At 41.5% G+C, this 23,629-nt stretch carries 25 protein-coding genes and 1 pseudogene; 8 read left to right on the top strand and 18 right to left on the bottom strand.

Annotated elements, in window-relative coordinates:
- Window positions 1-2: 2 nt before the first annotated feature.
- The 3 genes and pseudogenes from RMZ42_RS06195 to RMZ42_RS06200 all read right to left on the bottom strand — a co-directional run bounded on the left by RMZ42_RS06195 (window position 3) and on the right by RMZ42_RS06200 (window position 1,993).
- A complete protein-coding gene (locus tag RMZ42_RS06195; protein ID WP_322670578.1) occupies window positions 3-1,331 on the bottom strand; it encodes a condensation domain-containing protein in 1,329 nt (442 codons plus the stop codon).
- A gap of 57 nt (window positions 1,332-1,388) precedes the next feature.
- Window positions 1,389-1,655: pseudogene (locus RMZ42_RS34660) on the bottom strand (phosphopantetheine-binding protein); the annotation flags it as partial.
- Window positions 1,652-1,993 carry a 4'-phosphopantetheinyl transferase superfamily protein gene (locus RMZ42_RS06200; protein ID WP_416211793.1) on the bottom strand — a complete coding sequence of 114 codons (342 nt, stop codon included), beginning with the start codon at window positions 1,991-1,993 and terminating at the stop codon, window positions 1,652-1,654. The gene RMZ42_RS06200 and the pseudogene RMZ42_RS34660, both read right to left, overlap by 4 nt.
- A 108-nt stretch (window positions 1,994-2,101) precedes the next feature.
- Between RMZ42_RS06200 and RMZ42_RS06205 the strand changes: the two genes are divergently transcribed.
- On the top strand, window positions 2,102-2,590 hold the full coding sequence (locus tag RMZ42_RS06205; RefSeq protein WP_322670579.1) for a GNAT family N-acetyltransferase: 489 nt from the start codon (window positions 2,102-2,104) through the stop codon (window positions 2,588-2,590).
- A gap of 96 nt (window positions 2,591-2,686) precedes the next feature.
- On the opposite strand, the gene RMZ42_RS06210 is transcribed toward RMZ42_RS06205, so the two are convergent.
- The 5 genes from RMZ42_RS06210 to RMZ42_RS34665 all read right to left on the bottom strand — a co-directional run bounded on the left by RMZ42_RS06210 (window position 2,687) and on the right by RMZ42_RS34665 (window position 7,209).
- Window positions 2,687-3,052 carry a hypothetical protein gene (locus RMZ42_RS06210; protein ID WP_322670683.1) on the bottom strand — a complete coding sequence of 122 codons (366 nt, stop codon included), beginning with the start codon at window positions 3,050-3,052 and terminating at the stop codon, window positions 2,687-2,689.
- Window positions 3,010-3,993, bottom strand: a complete 984-nt coding sequence (gene sbnA / locus RMZ42_RS06215; protein WP_322670580.1) for a 2,3-diaminopropionate biosynthesis protein SbnA — start codon at window positions 3,991-3,993, stop codon at window positions 3,010-3,012. The genes RMZ42_RS06210 and sbnA overlap by 43 nt, the downstream gene beginning before the upstream one ends.
- A 625-nt stretch (window positions 3,994-4,618) precedes the next feature.
- A complete protein-coding gene (locus RMZ42_RS06220; protein WP_322670581.1) occupies window positions 4,619-5,602 on the bottom strand; it encodes a DUF3102 domain-containing protein in 984 nt (327 codons plus the stop codon).
- 635 nt (window positions 5,603-6,237) lie between these two features.
- The gene (locus tag RMZ42_RS06225) at window positions 6,238-6,594 is read right to left on the bottom strand and encodes a hypothetical protein (protein ID WP_322670582.1); all 357 of its coding nucleotides are present in this window, start codon (window positions 6,592-6,594) and stop codon (window positions 6,238-6,240) included.
- 318 nt (window positions 6,595-6,912) lie between these two features.
- A complete protein-coding gene (locus RMZ42_RS34665; protein WP_416211796.1) occupies window positions 6,913-7,209 on the bottom strand; it encodes an ISAs1 family transposase in 297 nt (98 codons plus the stop codon).
- A gap of 80 nt (window positions 7,210-7,289) precedes the next feature.
- Between RMZ42_RS34665 and RMZ42_RS06230 the strand changes: the two genes are divergently transcribed.
- Window positions 7,290-8,128 (top strand): IS5 family transposase gene (locus tag RMZ42_RS06230; RefSeq protein ID WP_416211794.1). Its coding sequence is split into 2 segments (ribosomal slippage): window positions 7,290-7,622 and window positions 7,625-8,128, totalling 837 coding nucleotides; the frame shifts between segments, so codons are not numbered across the junction.
- A gap of 270 nt (window positions 8,129-8,398) precedes the next feature.
- On the opposite strand, the gene RMZ42_RS06235 is transcribed toward RMZ42_RS06230, so the two are convergent.
- Entirely contained in the window at window positions 8,399-11,770 is a 3,372-nt protein-coding gene (locus tag RMZ42_RS06235; RefSeq protein WP_322670583.1) for an RNA dependent RNA polymerase, read from the bottom strand.
- Between the two features lie 35 nt (window positions 11,771-11,805).
- Between RMZ42_RS06235 and RMZ42_RS06240 the strand changes: the two genes are divergently transcribed.
- Window positions 11,806-11,937, top strand: a complete 132-nt coding sequence (locus RMZ42_RS06240; RefSeq protein WP_258169890.1) for a hypothetical protein — start codon at window positions 11,806-11,808, stop codon at window positions 11,935-11,937.
- Between the two features lie 85 nt (window positions 11,938-12,022).
- Entirely contained in the window at window positions 12,023-12,349 is a 327-nt protein-coding gene (locus tag RMZ42_RS06245; RefSeq protein ID WP_322670584.1) for a hypothetical protein, read from the top strand.
- A 128-nt stretch (window positions 12,350-12,477) separates the two neighbouring features.
- Here RMZ42_RS06245 and RMZ42_RS06250 read toward each other — a convergent pair whose 3' ends face one another.
- Entirely contained in the window at window positions 12,478-13,620 is a 1,143-nt protein-coding gene (locus RMZ42_RS06250; RefSeq protein WP_322670585.1) for a hybrid sensor histidine kinase/response regulator, read from the bottom strand.
- 445 nt (window positions 13,621-14,065) lie between these two features.
- Here RMZ42_RS06250 and RMZ42_RS06255 point away from each other — a divergent pair, with 445 nt between their 5' ends.
- Complete coding sequence (locus RMZ42_RS06255; RefSeq protein WP_322670680.1) at window positions 14,066-14,791, top strand: response regulator transcription factor; 726 nt, start codon at window positions 14,066-14,068, stop codon at window positions 14,789-14,791.
- Window positions 14,792-14,867: 76 nt separating this feature from the next.
- On the opposite strand, the gene RMZ42_RS06260 is transcribed toward RMZ42_RS06255, so the two are convergent.
- The 6 genes from RMZ42_RS06260 to RMZ42_RS06285 all read right to left on the bottom strand — a co-directional run bounded on the left by RMZ42_RS06260 (window position 14,868) and on the right by RMZ42_RS06285 (window position 19,236).
- On the bottom strand, window positions 14,868-15,770 hold the full coding sequence (locus tag RMZ42_RS06260) for a ThiF family adenylyltransferase (protein WP_322670586.1): 903 nt from the start codon (window positions 15,768-15,770) through the stop codon (window positions 14,868-14,870).
- A gap of 2 nt (window positions 15,771-15,772) precedes the next feature.
- Window positions 15,773-16,459 carry a hypothetical protein gene (locus RMZ42_RS06265; protein ID WP_322670587.1) on the bottom strand — a complete coding sequence of 229 codons (687 nt, stop codon included), beginning with the start codon at window positions 16,457-16,459 and terminating at the stop codon, window positions 15,773-15,775.
- Window positions 16,443-17,201 (bottom strand): hypothetical protein, encoded by a 759-nt coding sequence (locus RMZ42_RS06270; protein WP_322670588.1) that lies wholly within the window; start codon window positions 17,199-17,201, stop codon window positions 16,443-16,445. The genes RMZ42_RS06265 and RMZ42_RS06270 overlap by 17 nt, the downstream gene beginning before the upstream one ends.
- Window positions 17,174-17,998: a hypothetical protein gene (locus RMZ42_RS06275; protein WP_322670589.1), complete on the bottom strand. Its 825-nt coding sequence runs from the start codon at window positions 17,996-17,998 to the stop codon at window positions 17,174-17,176. The genes RMZ42_RS06270 and RMZ42_RS06275 overlap by 28 nt, the downstream gene beginning before the upstream one ends.
- Before the next feature lie 150 nt (window positions 17,999-18,148).
- Window positions 18,149-18,586, bottom strand: coding sequence for a hypothetical protein (locus tag RMZ42_RS06280; RefSeq protein ID WP_322670590.1), 438 nt, complete (start codon window positions 18,584-18,586; stop codon window positions 18,149-18,151).
- A 5-nt stretch (window positions 18,587-18,591) separates the two neighbouring features.
- Window positions 18,592-19,236 carry a hypothetical protein gene (locus RMZ42_RS06285; protein ID WP_322670591.1) on the bottom strand — a complete coding sequence of 215 codons (645 nt, stop codon included), beginning with the start codon at window positions 19,234-19,236 and terminating at the stop codon, window positions 18,592-18,594.
- A 123-nt stretch (window positions 19,237-19,359) separates the two neighbouring features.
- Here RMZ42_RS06285 and RMZ42_RS06290 point away from each other — a divergent pair, with 123 nt between their 5' ends.
- On the top strand, window positions 19,360-19,923 hold the full coding sequence (locus tag RMZ42_RS06290) for a Uma2 family endonuclease (RefSeq protein WP_322670592.1): 564 nt from the start codon (window positions 19,360-19,362) through the stop codon (window positions 19,921-19,923).
- Window positions 19,924-20,238: 315 nt separating this feature from the next.
- Here RMZ42_RS06290 and RMZ42_RS06295 read toward each other — a convergent pair whose 3' ends face one another.
- Window positions 20,239-20,817: a siphovirus Gp157 family protein gene (locus RMZ42_RS06295; RefSeq protein ID WP_322670593.1), complete on the bottom strand. Its 579-nt coding sequence runs from the start codon at window positions 20,815-20,817 to the stop codon at window positions 20,239-20,241.
- 334 nt (window positions 20,818-21,151) lie between these two features.
- On the opposite strand from RMZ42_RS06295, the gene RMZ42_RS06300 reads away from it, so the two are divergent.
- Together RMZ42_RS06300 and RMZ42_RS06305 are read left to right on the top strand one after the other, a co-directional pair.
- Window positions 21,152-21,403, top strand: a complete 252-nt coding sequence (locus RMZ42_RS06300; RefSeq protein WP_322670594.1) for a hypothetical protein — start codon at window positions 21,152-21,154, stop codon at window positions 21,401-21,403.
- A gap of 55 nt (window positions 21,404-21,458) precedes the next feature.
- Window positions 21,459-22,082, top strand: a complete 624-nt coding sequence (locus RMZ42_RS06305) for a hypothetical protein (protein ID WP_322670595.1) — start codon at window positions 21,459-21,461, stop codon at window positions 22,080-22,082.
- Between the two features lie 162 nt (window positions 22,083-22,244).
- Here the strand turns inward: RMZ42_RS06305 and RMZ42_RS06310 are convergent, their stop codons facing one another.
- The gene (locus RMZ42_RS06310) at window positions 22,245-23,600 is read right to left on the bottom strand and encodes a hypothetical protein (protein WP_322670596.1); all 1,356 of its coding nucleotides are present in this window, start codon (window positions 23,598-23,600) and stop codon (window positions 22,245-22,247) included.
- Window positions 23,601-23,629 lie beyond the last annotated feature (29 nt).

Raw genomic sequence — 23,629 nt, forward strand, 5'->3', positions numbered from 1 at the left:
TGTTAGATTTCCTTAGTGTTTGCATTTAAAACCCTTGCAAGATTGCTGAGTGCAGCGAGATATTGCTTAGCCCAAGTCTCAATTGTCTCTTTACGGAAAAACGATGGACGGAAAGTTACTATCAAACTAGGCATATAGGGGTCTTCGTCAAGAGTAAAGACTAAATCGAACTTGCTTTGTCGCTCGGGAGGCTCATGCCACAAAAGGGAGAAACCAGCATCTTCAGGAGGCTTCTGAGTACGTGGAAAGTTTTGTACGGTAAATGCGACCCGTCTTGCTAGAGCGTCCAGCGGATAACCTTGGGATCTTAGTCGTGTCAGCAGCCGATCAAACGGAAAGGATTGAGTCTCTAGCAGATATGCAGTCTCTGCGCTCACTCGCCTGATCAATTCCTGGAGGTTATTAGTATTATGCAAGTTTATACGCACTAAACCTATATTGACGAAGTCACCAATGATCAGTTCGTGTTCAGGAGCTGGCCGATTGGCTAAAGGCACGGACACAAGCATATCATCTTGTCCAGTGAGCCGAGCAAGCAGAATGCCTAAGGCAGACAAACCTAGAGTCAAGGAAGTTTCGCGGCTAGCAATCCGAGCACGCTGCAATTCACAAGTTAAGTCTTTGTTAATTGGTAATATAATTTCATCACCGTCTTGATATTCGTCCCAGTATCGGGGTTCGACAGGCAAATGTAGTTCTTCTGGCAGCGGTAGGAGTCGCTGAATTATTCTACTCTCCATTTCATCCCACCTGAGTGACTCGACCTCACGTTCCCACCGCACATAGTCAGCATAATAAAAGGAGCTTTTTCGTCGTTCAGGTTGCTTGTGTTTACGGATTTGTAAATAGGCACTCAGAAGCTCGTCCACCAACAGTGCAACACTCCAACCGTCACAGGCAATGTGATGCACTATTAACTCTAGATGGTAGAGATGTTCTTCTCGCCTGATCAACAAAGTTCGAGTGATTGGTCCAGTTTCAAGGTTCATGGGTTCACCCCGCAGTTTGTTAAGTCGCTCGTTTAAGAGCCGTTCATGCACTGTGGGAGGTATGTGAACGAGATCTAGATATGGCATAACAACGTCAGAATCAACGTCAACAACTGCAATAGGATCGCCTTCTTCTATGCTCACTCGCATCCGTAGGATAGAATGATGGGCAAACACCTCAGCCCACGCCTTAGTTAGGCTATCAACTTCAACCGTCCCATTCAATTCCAGCGAAATTGTTACCAAGTGATCCAACCGTTTTGGGTCTAACTCGTGCAGTATCCAAATGCGTCGTTGTGCTGAGGATAATGGCCACTGCCATGTAGCACCTGCAGTACTCATTGTCACTGATTGAAGTGGTAGCTTTTCGGAAATGGCACTCACAAAGTACTCAGCGAGTTCAGTCGGTATTGGATGAGCAAGTACATCTGCAGCATTTACCCTTCTCCCCCACTGACGACTCAGACGTTGAGCAATACGGATTGCGTGCAGGGAGTTTCCACTTAGAAAGAGAAAGTTGTCGTGGGCAGTAAATGTCGGAATGTCCAAAACTTCCCTCATGACGGCTGCTATTTCTTCACTGTTAAAAAGCATAGTCGTATCGACGTTAAAGCTGTTTGTATTGAAATTAAATCCAGGCTCAAGAGAATTATTTACGCTACTCATTCTATTTCTCCTATATCTTTGGCAATAGCAGACCAGTCAAGACTGTAGTGTCTGACAAATATGGGAGTACTTTGTGTCGTTGCAATACTGACAACAGTATCTTCACCACAGCAGAAGTCATTCACCGCTAGAACATAACTTCCAAAAATCACTGTAGTCCATTGTTGCTTGATGTTCCATGCGGGGAAAGTTGCAAGCTCGATGAGTAAACCTATTCCAATAGCCTTCAGACAAGCCTCTTTACGAACCCATAGTCTGGTTGTCTCAAGGCTCAAGCAATCTGGCGGCAAGAGTTCTATCTGTATACGTTCTTCGGCAGTTGTTGCGATCGCAAGCACCTCTTGACTATGGTCTATTGTCGATAATGACTAAAATAAAAGGAGATGAAATAATTGCGATAAGCTTGCAATTCGCAAATACAGAACTACCAATTGTGAGTACTACTAATGTCATTTTTCTTTAAACCGATAAATGTAGCTTATGCAACTCAGATTGTTCACTGGCGGTATAATGCGCCATATGATGTGTACAATAGTGTGTCTAATCCCAGCGAAATAGAAAAGGCCATTCAATCATATCTGGACCCTCAGAATGGTTACTATTGTCTTATTGATGCTCATGATGAACTGGTTGCCTTTTGCTGCTTTGGTGAGGATGCCCAAGTACCAGGAGGCGATTACACAAACACTGCACTAGACATTGGATTAGGAGTTCGCCCCGGCTTAACGGGGCAAGGACAGGGACAAAGGTATATTGCAGATGTCGTGAATTTTGCACAGTCAACGTTTCACTCCACAATCTTTCGTGTTACAGTGGCAGCGTTTAATGAACGTGCCCTGCGGGCGTGGAAAAAGGCTGGTTTCCAACAAATACAAACATTTCCAGCACGAGCAGATGGACGGCTGTTTATAATTCTCATAAAACACACTTCATGATGCTTCACCCTAACAGGGTGTTACACAACGCTTATTTTACCCCTTTTTCAAGAAACACTTGACGTAAAGCTTATGTAGACAATACTCTGGACAAAATTAAGCAGCAATAACGCCGTAAGATCGTAGGTTTTGGTAGTTAGGATGGGATTTAATTACAGTCGGCGAGAGTTCTAACATTGAAATAAAGGTGTCGAGCAAATGGTCATTGAGTGCCCGTCGCTTGACACTCGCCATACAAAAGATAAAGGGTTTTTGAGCAGACTGCTGTTGATGAGCATCGAGCTTGGCAAGATTTAAGGCAGTGAAACTGGCATTGAAATGAAAGTCAAGCTTTTTAACATCACGGGCTTGACAATCACTCAGCCCGGTAAACTGTTTAGCATCGCGGAAGATAAATTCGATTTGAAAACGCAGTGTCGTTAAGAAGTAAGAGTAGAGAAAATGGGAGATGTCTTTGGACAAGATAGTTGTGCTAACCAATTATCATCATAAACCAAATTCAGGTAACGCTCTCCTCGATCAGGTAAAAGAGTCAGGATACGGTAAGGAGAAGGTAAGGTAGGAAGAAGCTTCTGAATAGCAGCAATGACTGACCCCGACGAACCACCGGCAAAGATACCTTCATGCTTAAGAAGAGCACGGCTGCCTTGTGCAGACTCCCAATCATTAACGTAAATAATCTCATCCACCTCAAGCTGACTTTTGAGCTCAGGTATTCGACTTGCCCCAATTCCAGGTATCTCTCGTGGTCCCGAAGGTGTTCCAAAAATAACCGAACCTACTGCATCAACAGCAATAACTCGTAAGTTAGGAAATTGCTGGCGAAGACGGCTGGATACTCCCAGAATTGTTCCTGTTGTGCTGACAGCGGTAACAAGACAATCAATGGGCTTATCTAGATTTGCAACAATTTCACTACCAGTATTGTAGTAGTGTGCTTTCCAGTTTAATTGGTTAGCATACTGGTTAATCCATTGACTTTGAGGAATAGACTGCAATAATTCATGCACTCGTTGAATTCTTGACTTTAGATAACCTCCCTGCTCATCAGGTTCAGAAACCATTTCAATATTGGCTTCTAAAAGTTTCAGTATTTGCAAATTCACTGGTGAGATTTTAGGATCTACTACACACGTGAATGCAAGTTTATGAACTCGTGCAACCATTGCCAGAGCAATACCTAGGTTACCAGACGTACTTTCAATTAAATGAGTTTTTTGAGTAATAGTTCCATCTTGCAGCCCCTGTTCAATAATAAAACGAGCCGGACGATCTTTGACACTACCTCCTGGATTTAGAAACTCCAGTTTAGCAATAATATCGAGGCCTTGATAGGGGAATAATCTACGTAAAAAGACTAGTGGTGTCTGACCAACACAACTGATCACTGATTCATGAATCATTTAATTTTTCCATCCTAAGAATTTATAATGATCTGAACTACCTGAATATGGGTAGAGCAAAAAGTTTTGGCTTCAAGATAACGCAGGTATTATGCTATATCTGCGATGTCAATGGATAGCTGATAGTTGAGACAATTTTTGCAACTCTATTTTCAATTTTTTTCTTCAGCCTAGCAGTCTTTGAACAATTTTATACATAAGTTCTCTCATCGCGAATAATTGTGTTCATTAATACTCGTTGCTCCCCTTATGAAAGTGGTTGAGAAACGTTGTATTTCTTCAAACGCAATGCCAGTTGCATAAGTCAAGCTTGGCGAGAGGGTTTTCATGACCTCAACAACTTTTTGCAGCACAACTTCCTGCAGGGGGCTAAATGAGCAATCATACAGATAGTTACGCTAAGGCTGTAACCCTTACTGGATAAGCATTATGCAATTCGATATTTTTCGCAATTCTCAATGTACCAATTAACCTATAGGTTATTTGCTACAGTTTTTTTGTACGGCACAGTAAGGATTTGAGGCTTTTAAATTTCAGATAGATCAATCGGTACAAGTTTATCCCTAGTGATCGGGATATTGAAAACGGCTCATCAATTCCTTAGCGTAACTTTCTGCACGGTTGCTCATTTCACCCCTGCAGCAAGGAATTTAGCATATTGTAGAACTTCCTCTGTAAAGGCTGGATTCTTCTGCATTTGTTTAAATAAGATGATCAATACTTCTGGGTCGCCTTCAAAATCAACACGGATACCAGCAAAGGTCAGATCAAAAGTCTGAGTTGTGTTCGTAACCAACTCTGAGTTTTGATTTTCGATATTAAGGACACGTATATGATTGCAGAGTTTAGGCTGTAATTGGGTTGCTACTTCTGAGTATTCTTTGGGAACCCAGTCACTTTTTTCAATAGCTTTGTACTCTAATCTCTGCTCCCATCCTATAGTAGGTACAGTCTCAATCGATAGTTCTATTGCCGCTGAGTTGGCTTCATTTTTTGGTTCTAGCTGAGAATGAATTTGCGGAGATTGGTTTGGCTGCGATAGAGTAAATGAATTGCCTTCCTCTGCCTTAGCAGAGATGTCGATAATAGCTGGCTTGAGAGCATTAGGTTGAGCTAGCTTTTGATGACGATTGACAATTGCCTTAGCCTTAGTGTGGGTAATATTCTCACCTTCTTTAACGAGTTCTAAGGTTTCTTTACGAGCTTTTTCAGGGGTAGATGGTTCTGCTAAAAGATAAAGGGCTGAAACAGCAATGTTCAAATGTGCCAAATTGGCACATTTAAATTGAGTCGCTACTTGCATAAATCTACCTGCTGTTCTTACACTCCAGTCAAACTCAGCCTTTAGCCAAGCTCTGAAATTTCCGTGACCTAACTGTTCTTTTACTTCGATCAACTTCTGCCCAATATCAATGATGTCCTGAGCGGTCTTACGCATCAAACTCTTAAGTTCAGAGGTTTTGCCCTGGACAACAATTCGGACTTGCGGGCTGAGAACAGCATAGTCAAAGCCTTGTACTTCTTGAGTTAACTTTTGTTGTGATTGTTCAAACGATTGCTCATCATAAAGCTCTGTCACTAGCATAGAATCAGAATCAGAAAAACTCATAGTGATGCATCTCCAATTATTAATTGGTAAAGAACTATCAAGTTAACTTTTTTGTACTTACTAAAAAGCGTTATCCCTGTATCTTGTCGTTTTTTAAGCCAATATGTAGTATTACTACTATAAATTATGGCTTGATGTACAATGAGGACAGTTCATACTTTAATTATGCAACGCCCAATTTTTAGTATCGGTAAGCTGTTACTAAATGTTCAAAAACTATGTTAGCTTAACTGAATTATTTTTTTTGAGCATTAGTAAATAAAACCTATTTTGAATAGTAACATAAAATTTTGTTACTAATATGATGCGTAATAATTTATTGATTTTGTTTTCCTTATCTAATACATAGATTTAGAAAAATAATCTAAATAAATAAGTTAACCAAGTAATAATGGGTTGTATAATAATATCTGTAAAGATTTAAATGCTAAATAAAAAGTATATAAATAAATAATAATTACTCCTATATAAATTATGACAAGAAATAGAAATTTATGATTCAATATCAGATGGTACAAGTTGTATTTTCTAAGCAATATTACTAGGATTGTTGTATTAAATATTAATTTAATATGTAAGATTTGATTAGCGATCACTCTCCAGGTGGGGGTCATCTCACAAAATCGCATTGCTCCCTAACGAGGGTGCGATTGTGAGGAAACAGTGACAAAATTACACAATTGCGTTTTAGGGTTTTCGCTTTTTGTAGCGCGTTTCGTTATTGGTGCGACAAGTTGTACTGCTTTAGCAAAATCGGCGGCAGTGGGGAAGGGTTTTTCTTTGGTTGTGATCGCAACAGCTTCGTGTAACTTGTCAAGAGTTTTGACCAACCGGAGTAAGGAGTGTGTCTGGGATGGTTTAGTAATCTTTTCTCTAAGTTCTTCTGGCAGAGTATCAACTACTTTCTTCGCAGACAGCAAATCTCTGACCCGGCGATATCCTCCGTGTTTGGTCAACTCGCTTTCGCAATAAGTGAAAACGATCTGCAACATGAATCACTTCTGGCGCTCCTTGGCGAAAGGCATCCAAATTCAGTAGACCGAAAAGTTTTGCGATCGCTCTGCGATCAATACCTAGGAACCTAATTATTGTCTAAAAAGCTGTGCTTTAGGATACAGTTTTGGGAAAAGTTTTGACAAATATTACATAAATAAAACTAATGATTTGGATACAAAGGTAAGGGTAGCTCTTGCACCAGAAGATTGTTCTGGTGTTGGTCTTGGAATTTTTGTAAAGTATTGGGATGAAGAAGCAAAATTTTCGACTTAGAGGATTAATTAGTTTGGCTATGACTGCAACTACCCCCAGGGCTATTTCATTCTAAAAAGTTGTTTGAGTGTGTCTAAACCAAAAGAGCAGAGTTGTTGGGCTTGTGCCATATTTTTAAACATCTGATCGCGGTATAAATTGAGTGTAAAATTGCGAGCGAGCGCAAAATTTTGAGGGAGGGGGGTAGTGCGAATTCTAGATTTATCTTCGCCTTGGGTAACATCTCTAACATAGTGGACTTTATTTTCAACACCCCAATATCCTCTAATTCGCTCAGCTAATTCTTGAGCAGTTTCATTTAAAGATGAAATATAATAACGGGTTTCATGAGAGCTGATTCGTAAAGAAAACCTAAAGAAGACTGAATCTGGCTTTACTCAAGTTATAGGCTAAATCAAGTGAAGTTATGTTGTTGTCGATGAGCCGTCTACCTGCAATAGAAAATCCGCACCGCAAACCCTACCCAAGTGACTTAAGTGATGGGGAATGGTTAATTCTTAAGCCTCTTTTACCTATACCCAAGGGATTTGGTCATCCTGTAGAAGTAGATTTACGAGAAATTCTGAATGCGATTTTCTACGTGCAACGTACCGGATGTCAGTGGGAAATGCTGCCTCATGACCTTCCTCCTTACACAACGGTGTATGGGTACTTTCAGAAATGGCAATCGCATTGCGTATTTGGCAGCAGATTCACGGGTCTTGTGCGCCATCAACTACGACAAGACGTAGGAAGAGATGAACATTCTACCGTTGCGTAGGCGTAGCCCGTCGTAGACATCGCGGATTCTCAGTCGGTGAAGACGACGGAAAAAAAGGGGAGGTCTACGGTTTCGATGGTGGTAAAAAGGTTAAAGGGCGTAAGCGCCATATCGTCGTAGATTCGCAAGGATTGTTGATTGGTGTTTTAGTGACCGAAGCCAATGCCTCAGAGCGTTTAGGAGCTGTGGTCGTGCTACACGAAGCTGTTGAAGAATTGTCCAAATTGGAAGTTGTTTGGGTAGATCAGGGCTACTCAGGTGAGAACTTTGCTCAAGCCGTTAAACAAGTTTGCGGAGAACAGGTTCGTGTTGAGGTGATTCAAAGAAACTCGAAAACATTTGAGCGATTGCCGAAACGATGGATTGTCGAACGTACATTTGGATGGCTTAATCGATTTCGGCGTTTGAGCAAGGATTATGAGTTGTACACAGAGTTAAGTGAAGCAATGATTTATGGCTCATTGATTCGTCTGATGGTCAAGCGAATGGCATCTTAAGCTTTTGTTTACGAATCAGCTCTTAAAGTGGACAATTTTTGGAAAGCGAAGAAAAATTTATCAACATCGAAGAAACAATAATTGCTCTTCAAATTTTTAGTGCTTACATACCATCAAATATATTGTGTTTGATTATTTATTGTCATGCTGTAGATTCGTTCAGTACTACGAGTCTTAATCATCCTGATTTTTTTGCTTTTCTCTTGACGTAATCTCTTTGTACTTCAATTTGAAGTGCGGAATGTGGGTTAAATAATCTCCTTTACCACTTTAGTTCAACTCTATATCCTGACTGCTAATATGGTGTCCATTGTGTGATAATCCATGTTTTCTGTGAAGTAATCGCTCTCTTTCTAAAATCATCGCTTCTAGCTCACTTGCACGTTCTTCTGAAAGTGGAAATATCTCCTCACCCGTTTGGAGATTGCCTCGACAAATCGTCCGCTTACCTTCATTTCGCACAATAAAATCACCACTAGGTTGCACATAAGCAGTCCAATGACTACCAATTTTAAACTGCTCAATTTCATTACTTGCAGATTGATTGGCTTGTCGCTGTTCGTAGGTAGTAGCGATCGCTCCTACCAAATTATCAAACATTTCTTTACGCCAGAGTTCGCGGTGAATAGCTCGGAATTCCCCAGCAGTATCTAACTTTGGTTCTGATTCCGGTAATGGAACTTCTGGCAGATTGATTGACTCAGGATTAACCTTGAGGATAATACTAGAGCCATCTGGTTGCAAAGTAGCGGCAAATGTGGCACCAATCGGCAGTTTCGGACTATCGGGAGCAAAAGTGCCTAAATTCTTACCATCAATCTGTAATATCGGTGTACCGTTGTAACGATAAAACTCTGGGTGTGATTCGGGTAACTCAAAAACTCCTACTTCCAAAGTAACGCTGCGCTTTTTCCATTGCTTACTAGCAAAGTTTTCATTGGCGAAGTGATTGTATTTGATACCCAACACTTTAATTTCATCAAACTGAAAATCCTGAAGCTGCTGACATACTTCCTCTGTAAACAGGTTATATGCCAAAGCACCAACACCTGAATCCTGACGTGATATTGCCCAACTATGATCTGCTGGCGGGATAATTCTCAAATCCTTCGGAATATTAAGTTCATCTAAATCGTTAATGTTTTCACCAAATTTAGCAACTAATTTATCAACTACTTTGGGGGATAAGTCTTTCAAAGCAAATTCAATCAGAGGTAATTGAGGATGAATCGTAGCATCAAATTTAATTCCCTTTTGTTCTAAAGATTCTTTCCATTTAATAGCACCTGCACCGAAAGGAACACTCAAAACATAAATATCCTGTGGTAATGCAACGCTTGGCAGTTCATAATCATGCTGAAACGAAAACGTAATTTCCATCTGTTCTGCCAGCTTCAAACAGTCTTTGCGATGCCGATCTAATTCTGGACGGGTGTGTTGTGTGTGCCATAGTGCCGCCGCGCCTTCTCTGCGAGACGCTACGCATTGACTGAGCCTGTCCGCAGGATTTACAAACCTCTCTTCTGGATTGGTGAATAATTCATCAATTTCCGCCCGATAGCTTTCGTAGAGCTTCCCTAGTTCCTCATTAAAGGCTTCCCTGTCATCTCCCACCCGTTCCTTAATTTCGTCTCTAGCTTGCTGAAACCTTGTTTTCAGTTCCTCCGCCCATTCCAAGGCATCTACAGATAGCGTCTCTTTGGGAAATAGGTAGCGAAACTCATGCCTATCTCTGCTGCGAATGCGTGTTGGTTCCCACAAAGGATTGACTACAACTCTTGCAATGACGTTAATTGAGCCGGGAGCATCCGCAGGCATGGCAAAAGAGCGATAAAGCCGTTCATCTTTTTTAAAGTCAAAAAAGTAACTGGGGTGAGACTCTGACCATTTTTTGGCATCGGCGAGCAAATTTTCCCCACCTATTTCCTTGATATCTTCCAATCTTTCTGCACTTTTGGGCGAATCTACCTCAACCTGAAGTGCCTGAAATAGACGGTTTAGTAGCTTCCTTTGTCGTTTTTCAAATCGCTCCACATTCTCACTGTCTTGGGGCATTGATGACTGTACGCGCCCAATGTTTGTTGCTACTAGCCCGACTTTATTTTGACTGCTGGCAGCAGCAATCTCTGCTAAGTTTTTGTATTTTAAGTTGCCTTCTTCATCTGTGATTTCCGTATACGCCAGCTTTGGGCGTTGTTTAACTGGCTCAAATCTTCCCGGTTCACCTGCGCGGAGAGTTTCTTGAGCAATATTAGGCAGTTTACTGGCAGAACTGACCATTAATTGGTCGCCGTCAAAATCGGCTTGGTGGTATTCCTCGGCATCCTTGGGGTGAATCCAAACTACGTTGCGAGTTTTCCTCAATTCTGGGTCGTGGATGTTACTGTAGAGGCGGATGTTGTCTGAATTGACGATGGGGTAACGGGTGAGAATGACATCTCCTTCCGGTAGATGGGGTACACAGATTGTGCCACGAGTTAGGCGATCGCACGGCATTGCCATACCCGAATTATGGTTGTATCCTCCCTTAATCGCTAAGTCACGCCATTGATTGGCTATGTAATCGGTAGCAAACTTGCGGAATTTGGGGGTTTCAATCAATTGACCATATTTATCGCTGCGTAATAGGGAAATCCAGCGAGATTCCTGTGCTTGATTGCTAGCATTACCCTCAATTTCGTTAAAAGCTTCTTCTGACTGCTCTTGCTGCGATCGCTGTTGTTTATCATATTGTTGGATGATGTATTTTGCCAACACCAAGGGATTGCGCTGTAACTCGGCAAGTTCTGTAGCTTTTTCTTCGGTGGGTTTGCTCAAATCTTGTTTGACTGCTTCTTCTGAGTACCAAATGGTAAACTGCCAACTATTATCGTAGCTGGTGGCTTTGGCGTTACCTCGATTACCGATTACCGCTTGGGGAAACTCATAGTCACCACAGGGGATTAAGTTTTTGAGTTCCGACTTTTTAATGCCTTTAATTGAGGAACGATCCATAATAATGTCGTAGCCTTTAGCATCAGTCAAAGTCGCATCGGGTAGGAAAGTACCTTTGGATAAGAAGCTGGTTTTTGGGCACTGAGAATTATCTGATTCAGCCCAATTACTCCTCCAGGCAAACCGAAATTGGAATGGACAATTGCCTTCTCCTCCTAATTGTTTGGCAAGTTGGGGCGAAATCTTGCCGTGACAGTCTCCTGTTTTATAATCAGCATATTGTGGATCTTCAAAGTCCACTATTTTGACTCGCAACCCTGTAAAAGTTTCTGAGCCTTTATAGCAATTGCTAACTAGTAAAGAACCATAGCGACAGGCAGTATCCGGTTCTGTAGCAAATAAGCGTCTAATTTTTTTATGCAATGAATCATCCGCAAAGTAATAACTATTGCCAGAACTAAAAGCTAACTTGCGTCGAATTCCATCCTGAAAGGTTCTTTGTCTTAAATGGTTGGCATCTGGATTTTTACTGTCAATTTTAACCAGTAGTAGAGATTGTAAATCTTCTGCTTCAAACATTTGTTCAAGCAGAGAATTTTTAATGATTTCTGGTTCAGATAAATATCTCCCTTTACCATTGTTATACGACCCATCAAAGATAGGTATGCTCAGACCAGAACCTTGTAAGACTCTAGTGGTTAAATCCATTACCAATAATCTATTAGATAGCTTATCTAGCAAGCATGAGATTGCAATATTCACCTTGGCACGAAATTACACTCGATAAAATCATCCAAGTGGATAATTTACTGATTTCATGGCAGACGGTATTTTATACGGTATTAGCTCTGCTAGCAGACTTCCAAGAAAGTTAAATAGCTGAACAACGCTTTTAATCGTATTATAATTTTACCACTGTGTTACTTAAGCTACACAATTTTGAAGCTACCACTAGATTTTATGAATAAAAGAATTCAACGGCTAGAAGATGGTTTATTAATAATGCTTTATGACGATGACCCAGATTCACCAGGAGATGAGTTGATCGTTCCTTCTGATGATATATCGCAAGATGAGCATTACCCCGAATATGCTCATCTCAAACCTGGTGAAAGCATAATAATTAAGGAAAATCCTATCAAACCTACATCAGGTTTTTATTATCCAAGTGGATATGAAGATTTAGATGAATTCCTGAATAGCAATCCTGGTGCAATTGATAGACTAGGTGATGAAAGTTCAACTACTCGTGGTTGGCGTCCACCTGAACCAGATGAATCTTGGTAAAACTTACCTTAAGAAGCACGCATTAATAAGTTACCTTTTTGAATAACTGAAAACCTTGATTATCATTTTTTTGATAAAGTAGGTAGATTATTTCGGTGCAAATCCTTAAGCTCAATTTACCAAACTTTTTATGCTGATAACATTTTTGAATAAGCTGTTTGCACAGGTAAATAAACTGTGAATACACTGCCTTTCCCAACAGTCGATGAAACAGAAATATTTCCTTGATGGGCTTCAACAATTTGACGAGACAAATATAATCCTAAACCGTTCCCCCGACGTTGATGCTTGCCTTGTCGAAAGCGATCGAATAAGAGTAATTGTTCTTCTGGATTCATGCCAATACCTGTATCCTCTATTTCAATCGTTACCCCTTGAACAGTGGAATTGAGGCGAACTTCTACTGACCCAGCATCACTGAAGCGAATGGCGTTACCAACTAAGTTAGTGAGGAGTCGGCGTAGTTCCAGGCGATCGCCTTTAACTCTAACTAAAGAAGCTTCAGTACCCTTTGTCAAGACAGCTTTGAGAGTTAAATGTTTAACATCAGCCAAAGGCATTAGTTCTTGCACTACTTGCTGACATAATTCCCACAGGTCAACCACAAAGAAATCCAAAGTTTTGCCTCCAGCTTCATACTGGTAAACTTCTAACAAGGTATCGACCATTGACAACAAAGTTTGGTTACTCTGAGCCATTTGTTCTAAAGATTCACGCATTGCTGATAAGGTATTGCCAAAAACACCTCTTTGCAGCAACTTTAGGAATTGGTCAGCAGCTATCAGCGGAGTTCGCAGGTCGTGAGTGAGGCGGGTCACAAAATCTTCCCGTCGCTGAATGAGTAACAGTTGTTCGTCCATACTGTGTTTCAGTCTCAGCAAAGCCCGCACCCTGGCCATTAATTCCTTCTTATCTATCGGCTTGCGAATAAATTCATCTGCACCTGCATCTAAACCTTTGACGACACTTGATTTTTCAGAACCTGTCACCAGCAAAATTGGGATAAAAGGTAAGTTTGAATTGTGCTTAATTTGTCGGGTAACTTCGTAGCCATCCATATCCGGCATCACTACATCTAGGAGTACCAAGTCGGGAGGAGATTCGGCAATTTTTAGCAATGCTTCAGCACCACTGTCGGCTATGATCACGTTGTATCCCTTCAGCTTTAAGGTGACTTGCAGCAAGCGGAGGCTGTCAGCTGAGTCATCCACCAGCAGAATTCTTTGGTTTCTTTGTTCTGAAGTTATATTCCAAGATAAAGTGTTCTTCATAAAACGCAATTGTTAATCTGCCTATGTGTAAGAGCCAGGGTTCTCGCTTAGAAATAAGTTACATCTTCGTCTAAGTATGATGTGGACACAAGTCAGAATAAACTGTATTGGTTTCAGTTTAACTTCAGTGCTTTTATATTTTTTTATACTTTAGGAAGATTTTTCCAGAGAATTTTCAGATTAAACGATGTCCATTTTGAACATTGAAGCTTTTTCAAAGCTAGTTGAGATATGTAGTTTTTGATATATAAACTTTTCAGCTAATACTGTAAAAACTACTGGTTTCAACCTGGATGAGGTTTAATAACATTGAAATGCCGCTTTGCATCTAAATAGCCAAATTTTAGCTATTCAGCCAAAATTTTTCGTCCGATGGAGTAATCCTTTCCTTGAAACGATATTCGACAGTTAAAAAAGTATAGTTACCAAGCTGCTGAGGTAAATGATGGGAGATATTCGAGTAGCAATTATTGAAGACCACAGCTTAACGCGGATTGGGATGCGTAGTTCTCTCAACGAGCAAGAAAATATCCAAGTCGTGGGTGATGAAGCTACAGCCTCCAATGGGTTGAAACTGCTCCAAAGTACAAAACCAGACATAGCGATCGTTGATATTGGCTTGCCGGATAGAGACGGGATATGGCTGGTGCAGCAGTTTCGGGAATCTCTAGTGTCGGAAACTGCTGCACAGACTAAAGTAATGATGCTCACTTCCTTTGCCAAAGAGCAGATGGTACTGGCAGCGTTTGCAGCCGGGGCAGACTCTTACTGTGTGAAGACAATTAAGTTCGAGTTGTTGTTGGAAGCGCTGCATATCACCCATGAAGGTCAGTCTTGGATTGATCCAGCGATCGCTCGTATTGTTCTCAAGCATACTCGTCAATCTCCGGCGGCTGTGGTAAAACCGAAACCGAATACTACTCAGACAGTGACGATCTCTACAATTGACCCAGAGCAAGCAAGCATTCTGGAAGCAGATCCACTGACAAATCGGGAAATGCAAGTCTTGGAGTTAATTGTCCAAGGCTATAGCAATAACGAGATTGCTCAGAAACTTTATCTCAGCTTGGGAAGTGTAAAAGTATATGTGCGTGGGGTTTTGAATAAGCTTTGTGCAAGCGATCGCACCCAAGCAGCTGTATTAGCGTTGCGGGCTGGTTTGCTCAATTGAAGTCACTGTACAATTGCTACTGTACAGTGCTTGGTTGTTAACTTCAGAGGGGAGCGATGTCTACGATGGGTTACGCTTACGCACACGAGTGACCCAAGAGAATCGCCTGCATAATACTGGCTTGCGTTGTATACAAAGATTTTCCGCTACCACTCTCTAAGTCGAAATAAGTAGCAAATCGTCGTAATTTCCCTGTTGTCAATTGCAACAAATAATCAAAGGCTTCCGCAGCAACTCGCTGGTTAATACTCAAGGACTGGCTATTGAGCAAGGCCATTTGTTCACAGGACAAGTTGTTGTCTGCCAACTCTTCTGGTTGTGAAACCAGTAGATCGGGTTGCTGTATAGTTGGCGCAGGTAAGCGAAAGCAGCCTAAAGCCTCAAAATCATAGTCATTGGGGTTAGTAGACAGATAGGAACCTAATAGTACTTGACCACTACGTTTGGAGTTGCCGCAATCCAAATGCCAAATGTGAGGCGCAGCGCGATGAGTGTTGTGCTGAAGTACTTGGGTAATTGACTCTCTGGCTTTGGCATTATCTACGCAAGCAGTGACAACAATTAGGGTATTGTAACTGGGGACAATCCATTTGGGTTGGAAGGGTTGAGCGATCGCTGTAACTTCCATCTTCCAAGCCAGGGAGTAGCGCAGCGCCAGGGTTTTGGCTTTGTTGAGTCCGATTTCTGCATCACAGAAGCACTGGCGGAAAACGTTAGCTGACTCAACACGATCCGGGTCAACAAAGTAGAGTTTCACCTGTTTATCTTGCTGAGAAAGAACTCTGCCTAACCGAACCAAAGAAGGAGCCAACCAAGAACCAGTACCGCCACACCCAACTAGCCACAGTTCTATCTTCGAGTAGTTGACAGTCACGACAGGAGAAGCATTTGCCAAATCAAGATTTAGCTCCATAGTACGGTTGGTTAAGTTGATATAGGTATTGGTGAGGGAACAGGCATTTGCTAAATTAAAATTCACCTTTATAGCTTCTCCATCACATTTACAGGCGGTACATCGGTACTGTAAAATTTACAGTTAGATGAAAGTGAGACATCAACCATAAAAAAGTCTCCGTCGATGTCAAACACTGCTCTAGCAGGTACATCCCAACAGTGGCGAAACAGTCCAACCCGTATTTTAATCTCTGGTTTCAGGGTATTAACTCTACCTAGTACTCCATAGATGCGAAAGCCAGATTCGTCAGCATTATCAGTGGTAGAGAAAAAGGCAGGTAAGGAACCGTGAGAATGGATATCTACAGCTGCTTTCTGGTGGGAAGAATCACTGCCATAATGAGTTGGTTGGCAGCTAGTTGGAGTTTGAATTTGCTCTGGGAATTGTAAATCCCAGCCTGCATCAGTACAGTGGAGGTGAAAGAGAATTTCATGAAATTGATTGCCAGCTTGATAACTCGACCGCCACATTTCGAGTAGTAGCGGTTTGGGAATTAAGGGAGTGACTTTGAGATAAGGTGTTAGGTGAGGTAGCCCTTTGATAGTTTGGTCACTCAAGCAAATGGGCATTAATACCTCTATGCCAGGACGAATGGCTCTTGCAAAGATGCCATTTCCGGCATAAAGGTACTCTAGTCCACTGCTGGTATGTGTTGGTAGAGATGAAGTTGTGACAATTTTGTAACCAATAATGCCCTCAAGCAATGGGTTCATCGAGGATTTCCTGCACAAGCATAGCGACACTTTTCTGATTGCCGATAGGCACAAGGTCAGATACAGGATAGGTTGCGCGTCTACATCTTTTGTGCAGTTTTAGAAGTTGCTGGCGAACATCCTTGCGGTATTTTTGTGATTTACTTATTGTTAAATGGTTGGTGAAAATAGTAGAAATAAACAAATTCCAAGCATGGTTAATTGATAAACCATTAGCAGCAGGTGGTTCGTTCACTCCCCAACACACCTGTCCAGAACTGTAGACATTGGGTAGTGGCACATGAAAAGCTGCTGCTTGAGGAGTAAACTCCTGTTCTTGAATTGCCCAAACCCAATACTTTAATCCCTTGCCCACAAACACCATTGCAGGTAGCGGAACGATTAAAGAACCAAGTTCATCGCAATTGATCGTATGAGTGGCTGGTGGGATAAATTTTACCAAATATGTGTCTGTACTGCTCGTACCCCAACGCACAATTCCTGGTTCCATCCAACCAGTATCAATGGGTTCATTGCTGAAAGCAATTCTCAGGGCTGCCGGTGAGATACATTTGTAAATATGAGCATCGGCAATTTCTTTGTCTCGGTGGTGGAAGATGTAAATACCATCCAAAAACAGCAATTCTGCTTGAATTACTGGAGATTTTCGGGGAGGGTCTGCCAAAATTGCTCGTAGAATTTCACTGGATAGAATTGGTGTCGATGTAACGTCGATTAACGTGGTTTCAATGCTTGTTTCCATAGTTTTAGTAGGATTTGAGCATGAGGTTTTAAGTCTGCTTCTAGCCAATCAATTAAGTTGGTTGCACAGTTGAGCATTCGGTCGGCTTGCTGCCATTTTCTGGTGAGCAAATCAATAGATGCTTTTGACCAAGGTAGAGAGGCGCAGTCGGGTTGGTAGTAATAATCGTCTGCGTACTCATCTAACCAAAGGTTTTTAGTTTCATGGTCTAGCAGCTTTAAAGTTAAAGGCAGAAACTTTAAAGGATTATCTAAGTGATGGCACTGCCGTTTCAGTTTTTTGTGGTCAATTTTGTCTGGGTGGTCGATGTCACTGTACGTAATTTCGTAAATTGCAAATTCACTATCAAACCAATCGCTACCTTCTGGGTGTATGTCATCGAGCCAACGGCGACTGTCATGGCTAAAAGGTAAAAGTAGTTGCCAACCATCTTTGAGATGTTCAATTTCTCCATCCATTGTCCAGTCAATACCCATTGGGGTAATAGGAATGCTATGCAATCTTTGTTCGTAGGCTGTTTCTACAGTCCAGTGGGATAACGGAAACAGATGAGTGTAAATCATTACAATGAATTCCAGTTCTCTGGGACTATGGCAATCTACATCTGTAGGTGGGTAAATAGTGGCTTGGCTGGCTTTCCATTCGGTGGGAAAGTAGTGCTGATACAGTGCTAGTAAGGAGTAAATGTTGAGTTGGGTTTCCAGATAATCGAGTGATTCTGTGGCATCTAAGGTAAATTGGCACTGATAAAGACTATAGATTGCCTCTGCCATACTGAGGGGTACGAGGTGAAACATATTTTAGTGCAACTCGTTATTATGGGGGTCGGAATTGAATAAGAAAGAGACAGAGCTAGGTGTGGAGTGTATTTTAGTCGAAATGCAAATTGCTGTAATTTGGACAATAATTTACCCCTCAAGCCAATTTCCAACTCCTTTCATCAGCACTCAAAAACCTTCAGGGATAACGCTAGAGGTGGGAGTACAGGCTATTAGGGATTTTAGGGTTTGGTTGAGTGACTCAGAAAATTCTGTCCCAGATGCGATCGCCTCTTCAATCTGGACTGATAGCTGTCCTGCATTTTGCCAGTCAATTCCAGTGATGATCTGACGTTGACGCATTTGGTAGCACATTTGGACTGCGGGGTTGATTTCTTCAGGAGCCACTATCAGGCAATCTAGAGGAGAAGTACCTTTTTTACCGGGCTTCTTGATGATATGAATGGGTTCTCCTGGTTGACGCTCAATGTCTGCGTTTGCCAGTTCAGCACAAAGAGGAGTAAAGGCATCCCGTAGTAATTGGTCATTAATGGCGATCGCTTCTGGAATCCAGTGTTGTTGACCTTCGTAGATAACAAGTAATTTGTTACTATTTGTAATAGTCATGGCATTTAAAACAGTGATATCTGCGTAGTATTACTGGCTGGTTTAGTAGTATCTGAGCTAGCAGTTTCAGTGCGAACTGGAGTCTGGGTAGTGGGCGGTTTATTGGTTTTGACAGCTTTAGTCTGGGCTATATTCCGGCGAATTTGGCGATTAGGAAAATCGGCTTTGAGTTCGTCCAATAGTTGAACAATTGCAGGTGGTAAATCACCGAGTTCTTCTTGTTTGAGCATGGTAACTACAGGGAAATCACCGTGACTGCTGGCAGCAATCATTACAGGTCTATCTCCTGTTTGTTGTGTAGGTAGTAAAGTGATAACGATTTGAACTTTGCATTGCTCAAAAATAAATGGTTCTAGTTGATTTCCCTTGTTGGTAGCAGATGTTTCTATGTCATCGTTGTCTAACTGATCAGAGTCGATTTCATCTTCGCCGTAGCTATTTTCATCACTTGCTGGTTCTAAAAGTTGCAAAAAGTTAGGTTTACCTGCACGCAAGCGTTCCCTGTCAAATAGCAATCCTAAAGCTTGGAACTGTTCTTCAGCAGTGGTTTTTCCCTGTTGTTCTGAAATGTAAGATTTTAAGGTTTCAGATGTAACAGTGAGGTTGGCTTTGACAATGGCCTGTTCTGGTGTTAGCCATTTTGCGGTCATAGCTTTTTTGGCCTTGTTAACTGGTGTGCAAGCGGTTGTGGCGGTAGCCAGAAGTAGAAACTGTTTTTGAGACTACGGTACTGCTAGACTAAAAGATATCCCCTTTGCTTTTCTTCGGGAGCCATGTCTACGGTAATTACCCAATCCCTGACTCTGGAGGAGTTTCTCAAGCTACCAGAAACAAAGCCTGCAAGCGTTTACATTAATGGTGAGATTATTCAAAAACCAATGCCAAAAGGGAAGCATAGCCGATTACAGTTAAGGCTGTGCAACAGTATCAACGATGTTGCCGAAAGCCCTCATGTTGCTTATGCCTTTCCAGAACTGCGGTGTAGTTTTGGTATCCGCTCAATAGTACCTGATGTAGCGGTTTTCAACTGGTCGCGTATTCCCTTTGCTGCTGATGGGGAAGCACCCAACGATTTTCTGCTTCCTCCAGACTGGACAATTGAAATTCTTTCTCCTGAACAAAGTTCAAATCGAGTTACAGGCAATATTCTCTATTGCTTAGATCGTGGTTGCCAATTAGGTTGGTTAATAGACCCAGAAGATCGTTCTATTTTGGTCTTCCGTCCAAATCAGCAACCAGAACTTTTGCAGGGTGATGAGCGTTTGCCAGTGTTAGCCGGGATAGACTTGGAGTTAACTGTAGCTCAGGTGTTTGGTTGGCTAAAAATGAGCAGTTAGAGAAACAGCTAAAACAAGTTTTCTACAAATTTTTGATAAAGTAAAAACAGGAGTTTCAGCCATCGTGAATCAGGAGTATTCACCATTGCTTTAAGAGCGTAGATGCTTATAAGGCTTGTCGCCAAACATCGCTTGCTTTTGAGCTAGGGGTATCGCCTGAAATGCTTACTAATAGGTTGTTTTGCTCCCTCCCTGTATTTACCTGAAATGTCCGCTTGTCTTGACTTATAAAAAACTTTTTAGTTCACGTATAAGTAGCAGCCAACAAAACAGTAAAATTCCTGCTGTTGGCTGATCAATTAGTTAAAGCTATTGCTAAGTTAAAAGCGAGTCTTTGAAGTCTTGAATTGCCGTTGCTGTTAAAGCATAGATAACTCGGCGCTTACGCTGGATGTGAGTGCCATCTACAGGAATACCTTTCTTCCAAGCAGCAATGATAGCTTTCTTGTCTGCTGAGTAAACAGTCTTTTCTCTGCGGTATTTTGGAGACAATTGTTCTGCATCTATTAGCACTTCACAACTTGGCGGATTTTCTTGAATTGTGATGCGAAGTGAATTACCAATCATTTGCTCAGGTAGAATTCCTGCGGCGGTTTGTTCTAAAATAGTTTCATCTAATTTTTGTCGCCAGCGTTCTAGTCTTAATAATGCTGATTGATGTACAATTTTTAGATGTTCTAGCCGTTGCTTAATAGCCGCTATTTCAGCATCCAGTTGCAATGCTAATTCTGCTTGGGTATCAACAACTTCTGACTGAACTTCCTGAGTTTCCCAAATAGCGGTGATGATAGCAGCTTCTTCTTCAGGAGTCTGACAATTAGTTAGCTGTTCCCAGAGATGAGCAGCAGTTTGGGAAAGTCCTGCTAAGGATTGTTGAGCGAGTGCTAAATTCATGACTACCACTTCTCACAAACTTGATAGTATTCATATTCAGCTTCAATCTGTTCTAAGATAGCTATAGTGCCTGAATCTAAATTAGTATTGAAAGATAAATTGGAAGTGACCTTTTGTGTAGGGTGAAGAGTTGAAATGGGAGGAGTAACCAATTGCGCTTTAACTTTCGTGAAAATTGCTGTTAATTGTTGCATTGCTTTGGTTGTTTAACACCATCAATGTTGGCGCGATAGCGCAGCTATCTGTGTTGGTATTCTCCCAAATTTTTAGGAATTAACTTAATTTCAGATTATTGTCATTTTGTCAATGTCAAGCGTTAAAACTACAAATAGATATGAAGCTCATCAAAAAATCGGAAAAGCTACTCCAAGAAACAGAAATCATCGAGGAAACACAAGAACAGAATTTTCAAATTGACATTATTAATATGCAAGAACCAATGCTTGAAGAACAGCCACAAATAGGTGGAAGTAATAAAGAAGCTAACTATATTCCAGCGCGTGATAATCCTATAGTCCTTTCTGTTGGTAAGACGGGATGGCAAGTTTCTGATATTTGGAAGGATATTAGATTAGATAACTTCTAGTTATTGTCTTGATGTTGTTCTTCTTGATTGCTAAAAGTTTAACAAACGTGTGGTTATGTTTACTGGGTACTATCCAATTATTCTTTATCCACCACTAGTGAGACGTTTATACACTAAAGATTCTACAAGTCAGGAACATTTGAAAGCTTCGTTTCAAGGATGCGTTCAATTACCAAATGGAAATGGTACGGCCAAGCAAGGTGTCAGTGAAAAGCAATTTTTTCGCCATTTACTGTGTGCTTTTCTAGAAAATCTTATCTGTCAAGCGGTGGAATTTGAAATTCCTGGTTCGTCTCGACGTTACTCGGCTGATTTTATCCTTTACCATCGGTTTTCTGGGTTAGCTCTCGATATTGAGATTGATGAACCTTATGCTGGAGATACAGGTAAACCTCACCACTGCATTGATGTTGATGACGATAAAATCCGTAACCGTTTTTTCTTGGAGCGCAATTGGGGTGTAGTGAGATTTGCAGAAGTTCAGGTAGTGCGTCATCCTTGGAGTTGTTGTAAGGCGATCGCTCAAATCATCGCTCGGTTGACTGGAGATGATAGTGTATTCATATTCTTGCAAAGATTGGCTGATGTTCCTTTACAAAAACAGTGGACAAAGCGTGAGGCTAGGCTGATGGCTAAGAACAATTATCGTCAGTCTTATTTGCCAAAAATGGGAAAGTAAAACTAGAGATAGTACTTTCAATACTCATCTTTAATAGTCATATAGTCTCCCTAGAATAGGGCTACCGTGTACACACAAGTATTTTGGAGTTGTCCCACACCGTTTTAATCCTGTACAAAGATATGTGTACACGGTAGATTATGGGTAGAAATTGGAAAGGTATTACATCGATTTTGTCAACCTCGCGTTAACTAATCTTTTTGGTTTTCTTACGCATTGCTTTTTTGATTTGCGGTGTGACTTCCACTTACGAATGCTCATGACAATTGAGCCAAAGTCCCGACTGGCAAAGGCTGTTGTTTTATTCGCACTGTGCCAAATTGTATCCGCCTCAGTTGGTTCAAGTGGAGGTGTACAGCGATCGCAATATCGGTCAAATAGTTGGCGTGGTTCAGGATGATAAGCGATTCGGTTTCTAGTGAGTAAATTAGATGTACCCAGTAGATTACGAGCTAATTTGTAGCCAGAATTGTTTCTGTTTCCCTCAGATTCGCCATAAGTTAGTAAAATGCGATCGCTTAAAGTTAAACAAATAGACAAAGGAACAGACACTCCGCTAGCGCGTAGTTGTTTAAGAGATGAGCGATTATCTCTGGTTGTAACCTGTGTTACTGTCCCTCGTCGGCAATGCAAGGTTGAGCGAGGTGCAGTAATAGAATGTTGTAGTAACGCTGCTTGTGGGTCGATAACTTCTCCATTTTTCGCTCTTGTGAGAAGTTGCACCCACTTGCGCCAGCGTTGCTCAGAAAGTTCGTAGGGAAATAAGGCTGTAGAATCAAATGCGGTTTCTAGCTCTTCCAAGTTGTACTGACAGTTTGACCAATGCTCTAGGGTAATAGGGATGGTTGCACTCAATATTCCATCCACCACCCGTCTGCGAACCATACCTGGCAGTCTCATGGAACGAGCTAAGTTGCAAATGGCTGGATCTGCGTTTTGGATAATCGTCAGTTGGCGATTGAGGTACAGCCATTCAGCAGGATTCAAGGAATGACTGCATTTAAAGTAAACGTGCAGCGATTTCCCGCCTGTATAAACTACGGCGGCGGGTTCCAAGTTCATTTCATCCTTTAGCCAGTCTACAGCTTGTCGCTGCCTACTCAATGCCAAATCATCAATTTCGTAGAACAAACATTGGCATTGATTAACATGCTGATTGCTGATTCCCTTGTCTGGTTGGTTGGGGTAAAAGCTGACTGTAGCACCAAGATATGACATTTTAAATGCCAATGCCCAACCATCAGCATAGCGTTTGGGTGCCAGCCGCCAGCAGGTATTGCCTTGTTTGTCTCGACCTCCGTAAGTACAGCAGTAGAGTTGAAATCCTTGCTGGGTGATTTTACCGCAGAGAATGTAGTGGGAGTAAACAAATTGACCACTGCGACAGTAGTGATTCCAGTTTTTAGGTATCATTTCTATGGGCAAGTCCCAAGAAATCCTGAGCCAAATTTTGGTTCCGGTGGTAAAGCCTATTTGTCTGAGAAATTTAATAGTTGTTTCTCTGGGATTGAAAGTCATTGCAGTTACGCCTAGAGAGTTTATCTCTC

The sequence above is a fragment of the Nostoc sp. DedQUE05 genome, assembly GCF_034530955.1.
In the GTDB taxonomy this organism is placed as follows: domain Bacteria; phylum Cyanobacteriota; class Cyanobacteriia; order Cyanobacteriales; family Nostocaceae; genus Nostoc.

Bases quoted from the DNA above. Each gene is read 5' to 3' on its own strand.
- RMZ42_RS06270 (WP_322670588.1), bottom strand. From the start codon at position 17,201: ATGGAAACAAGCATTGAAACCACGTTAATCGACGTTACATCGACACCA.
- RMZ42_RS06310 (WP_322670596.1), bottom strand. From the start codon at position 23,600: ATGACTTTCAATCCCAGAGAAACAACTATTAAATTTCTCAGACAAATA.
- RMZ42_RS06255 (WP_322670680.1), top strand. From the start codon at position 14,066: ATGGGAGATATTCGAGTAGCAATTATTGAAGACCACAGCTTAACGCGG.
- RMZ42_RS06305 (WP_322670595.1), top strand. From the start codon at position 21,459: ATGTTTACTGGGTACTATCCAATTATTCTTTATCCACCACTAGTGAGA.
- RMZ42_RS06290 (WP_322670592.1), top strand. From the start codon at position 19,360: ATGTCTACGGTAATTACCCAATCCCTGACTCTGGAGGAGTTTCTCAAG.
- RMZ42_RS06300 (WP_322670594.1), top strand. From the start codon at position 21,152: ATGAAGCTCATCAAAAAATCGGAAAAGCTACTCCAAGAAACAGAAATC.
- RMZ42_RS06265 (WP_322670587.1), bottom strand. From the start codon at position 16,459: ATGAACCCATTGCTTGAGGGCATTATTGGTTACAAAATTGTCACAACT.
- RMZ42_RS06240 (WP_258169890.1), top strand. From the start codon at position 11,806: ATGAGATTGCAATATTCACCTTGGCACGAAATTACACTCGATAAAATC.
- RMZ42_RS06205 (WP_322670579.1), top strand. From the start codon at position 2,102: ATGTCATTTTTCTTTAAACCGATAAATGTAGCTTATGCAACTCAGATT.
- RMZ42_RS06285 (WP_322670591.1), bottom strand. From the start codon at position 19,236: ATGACCGCAAAATGGCTAACACCAGAACAGGCCATTGTCAAAGCCAAC.
- RMZ42_RS06235 (WP_322670583.1), bottom strand. From the start codon at position 11,770: ATGGATTTAACCACTAGAGTCTTACAAGGTTCTGGTCTGAGCATACCT.
- RMZ42_RS06220 (WP_322670581.1), bottom strand. From the start codon at position 5,602: ATGAGTTTTTCTGATTCTGATTCTATGCTAGTGACAGAGCTTTATGAT.
- RMZ42_RS06250 (WP_322670585.1), bottom strand. From the start codon at position 13,620: ATGAAGAACACTTTATCTTGGAATATAACTTCAGAACAAAGAAACCAA.
- RMZ42_RS06295 (WP_322670593.1), bottom strand. From the start codon at position 20,817: ATGAATTTAGCACTCGCTCAACAATCCTTAGCAGGACTTTCCCAAACT.
- RMZ42_RS06225 (WP_322670582.1), bottom strand. From the start codon at position 6,594: ATGTTGCAGATCGTTTTCACTTATTGCGAAAGCGAGTTGACCAAACAC.
- RMZ42_RS06275 (WP_322670589.1), bottom strand. From the start codon at position 17,998: ATGTTTCACCTCGTACCCCTCAGTATGGCAGAGGCAATCTATAGTCTT.
- RMZ42_RS06195 (WP_322670578.1), bottom strand. From the start codon at position 1,331: ATGAGTACTGCAGGTGCTACATGGCAGTGGCCATTATCCTCAGCACAA.
- RMZ42_RS06245 (WP_322670584.1), top strand. From the start codon at position 12,023: ATGAATAAAAGAATTCAACGGCTAGAAGATGGTTTATTAATAATGCTT.
- RMZ42_RS06280 (WP_322670590.1), bottom strand. From the start codon at position 18,586: ATGACTATTACAAATAGTAACAAATTACTTGTTATCTACGAAGGTCAA.
- sbnA (WP_322670580.1), bottom strand. From the start codon at position 3,993: ATGATTCATGAATCAGTGATCAGTTGTGTTGGTCAGACACCACTAGTC.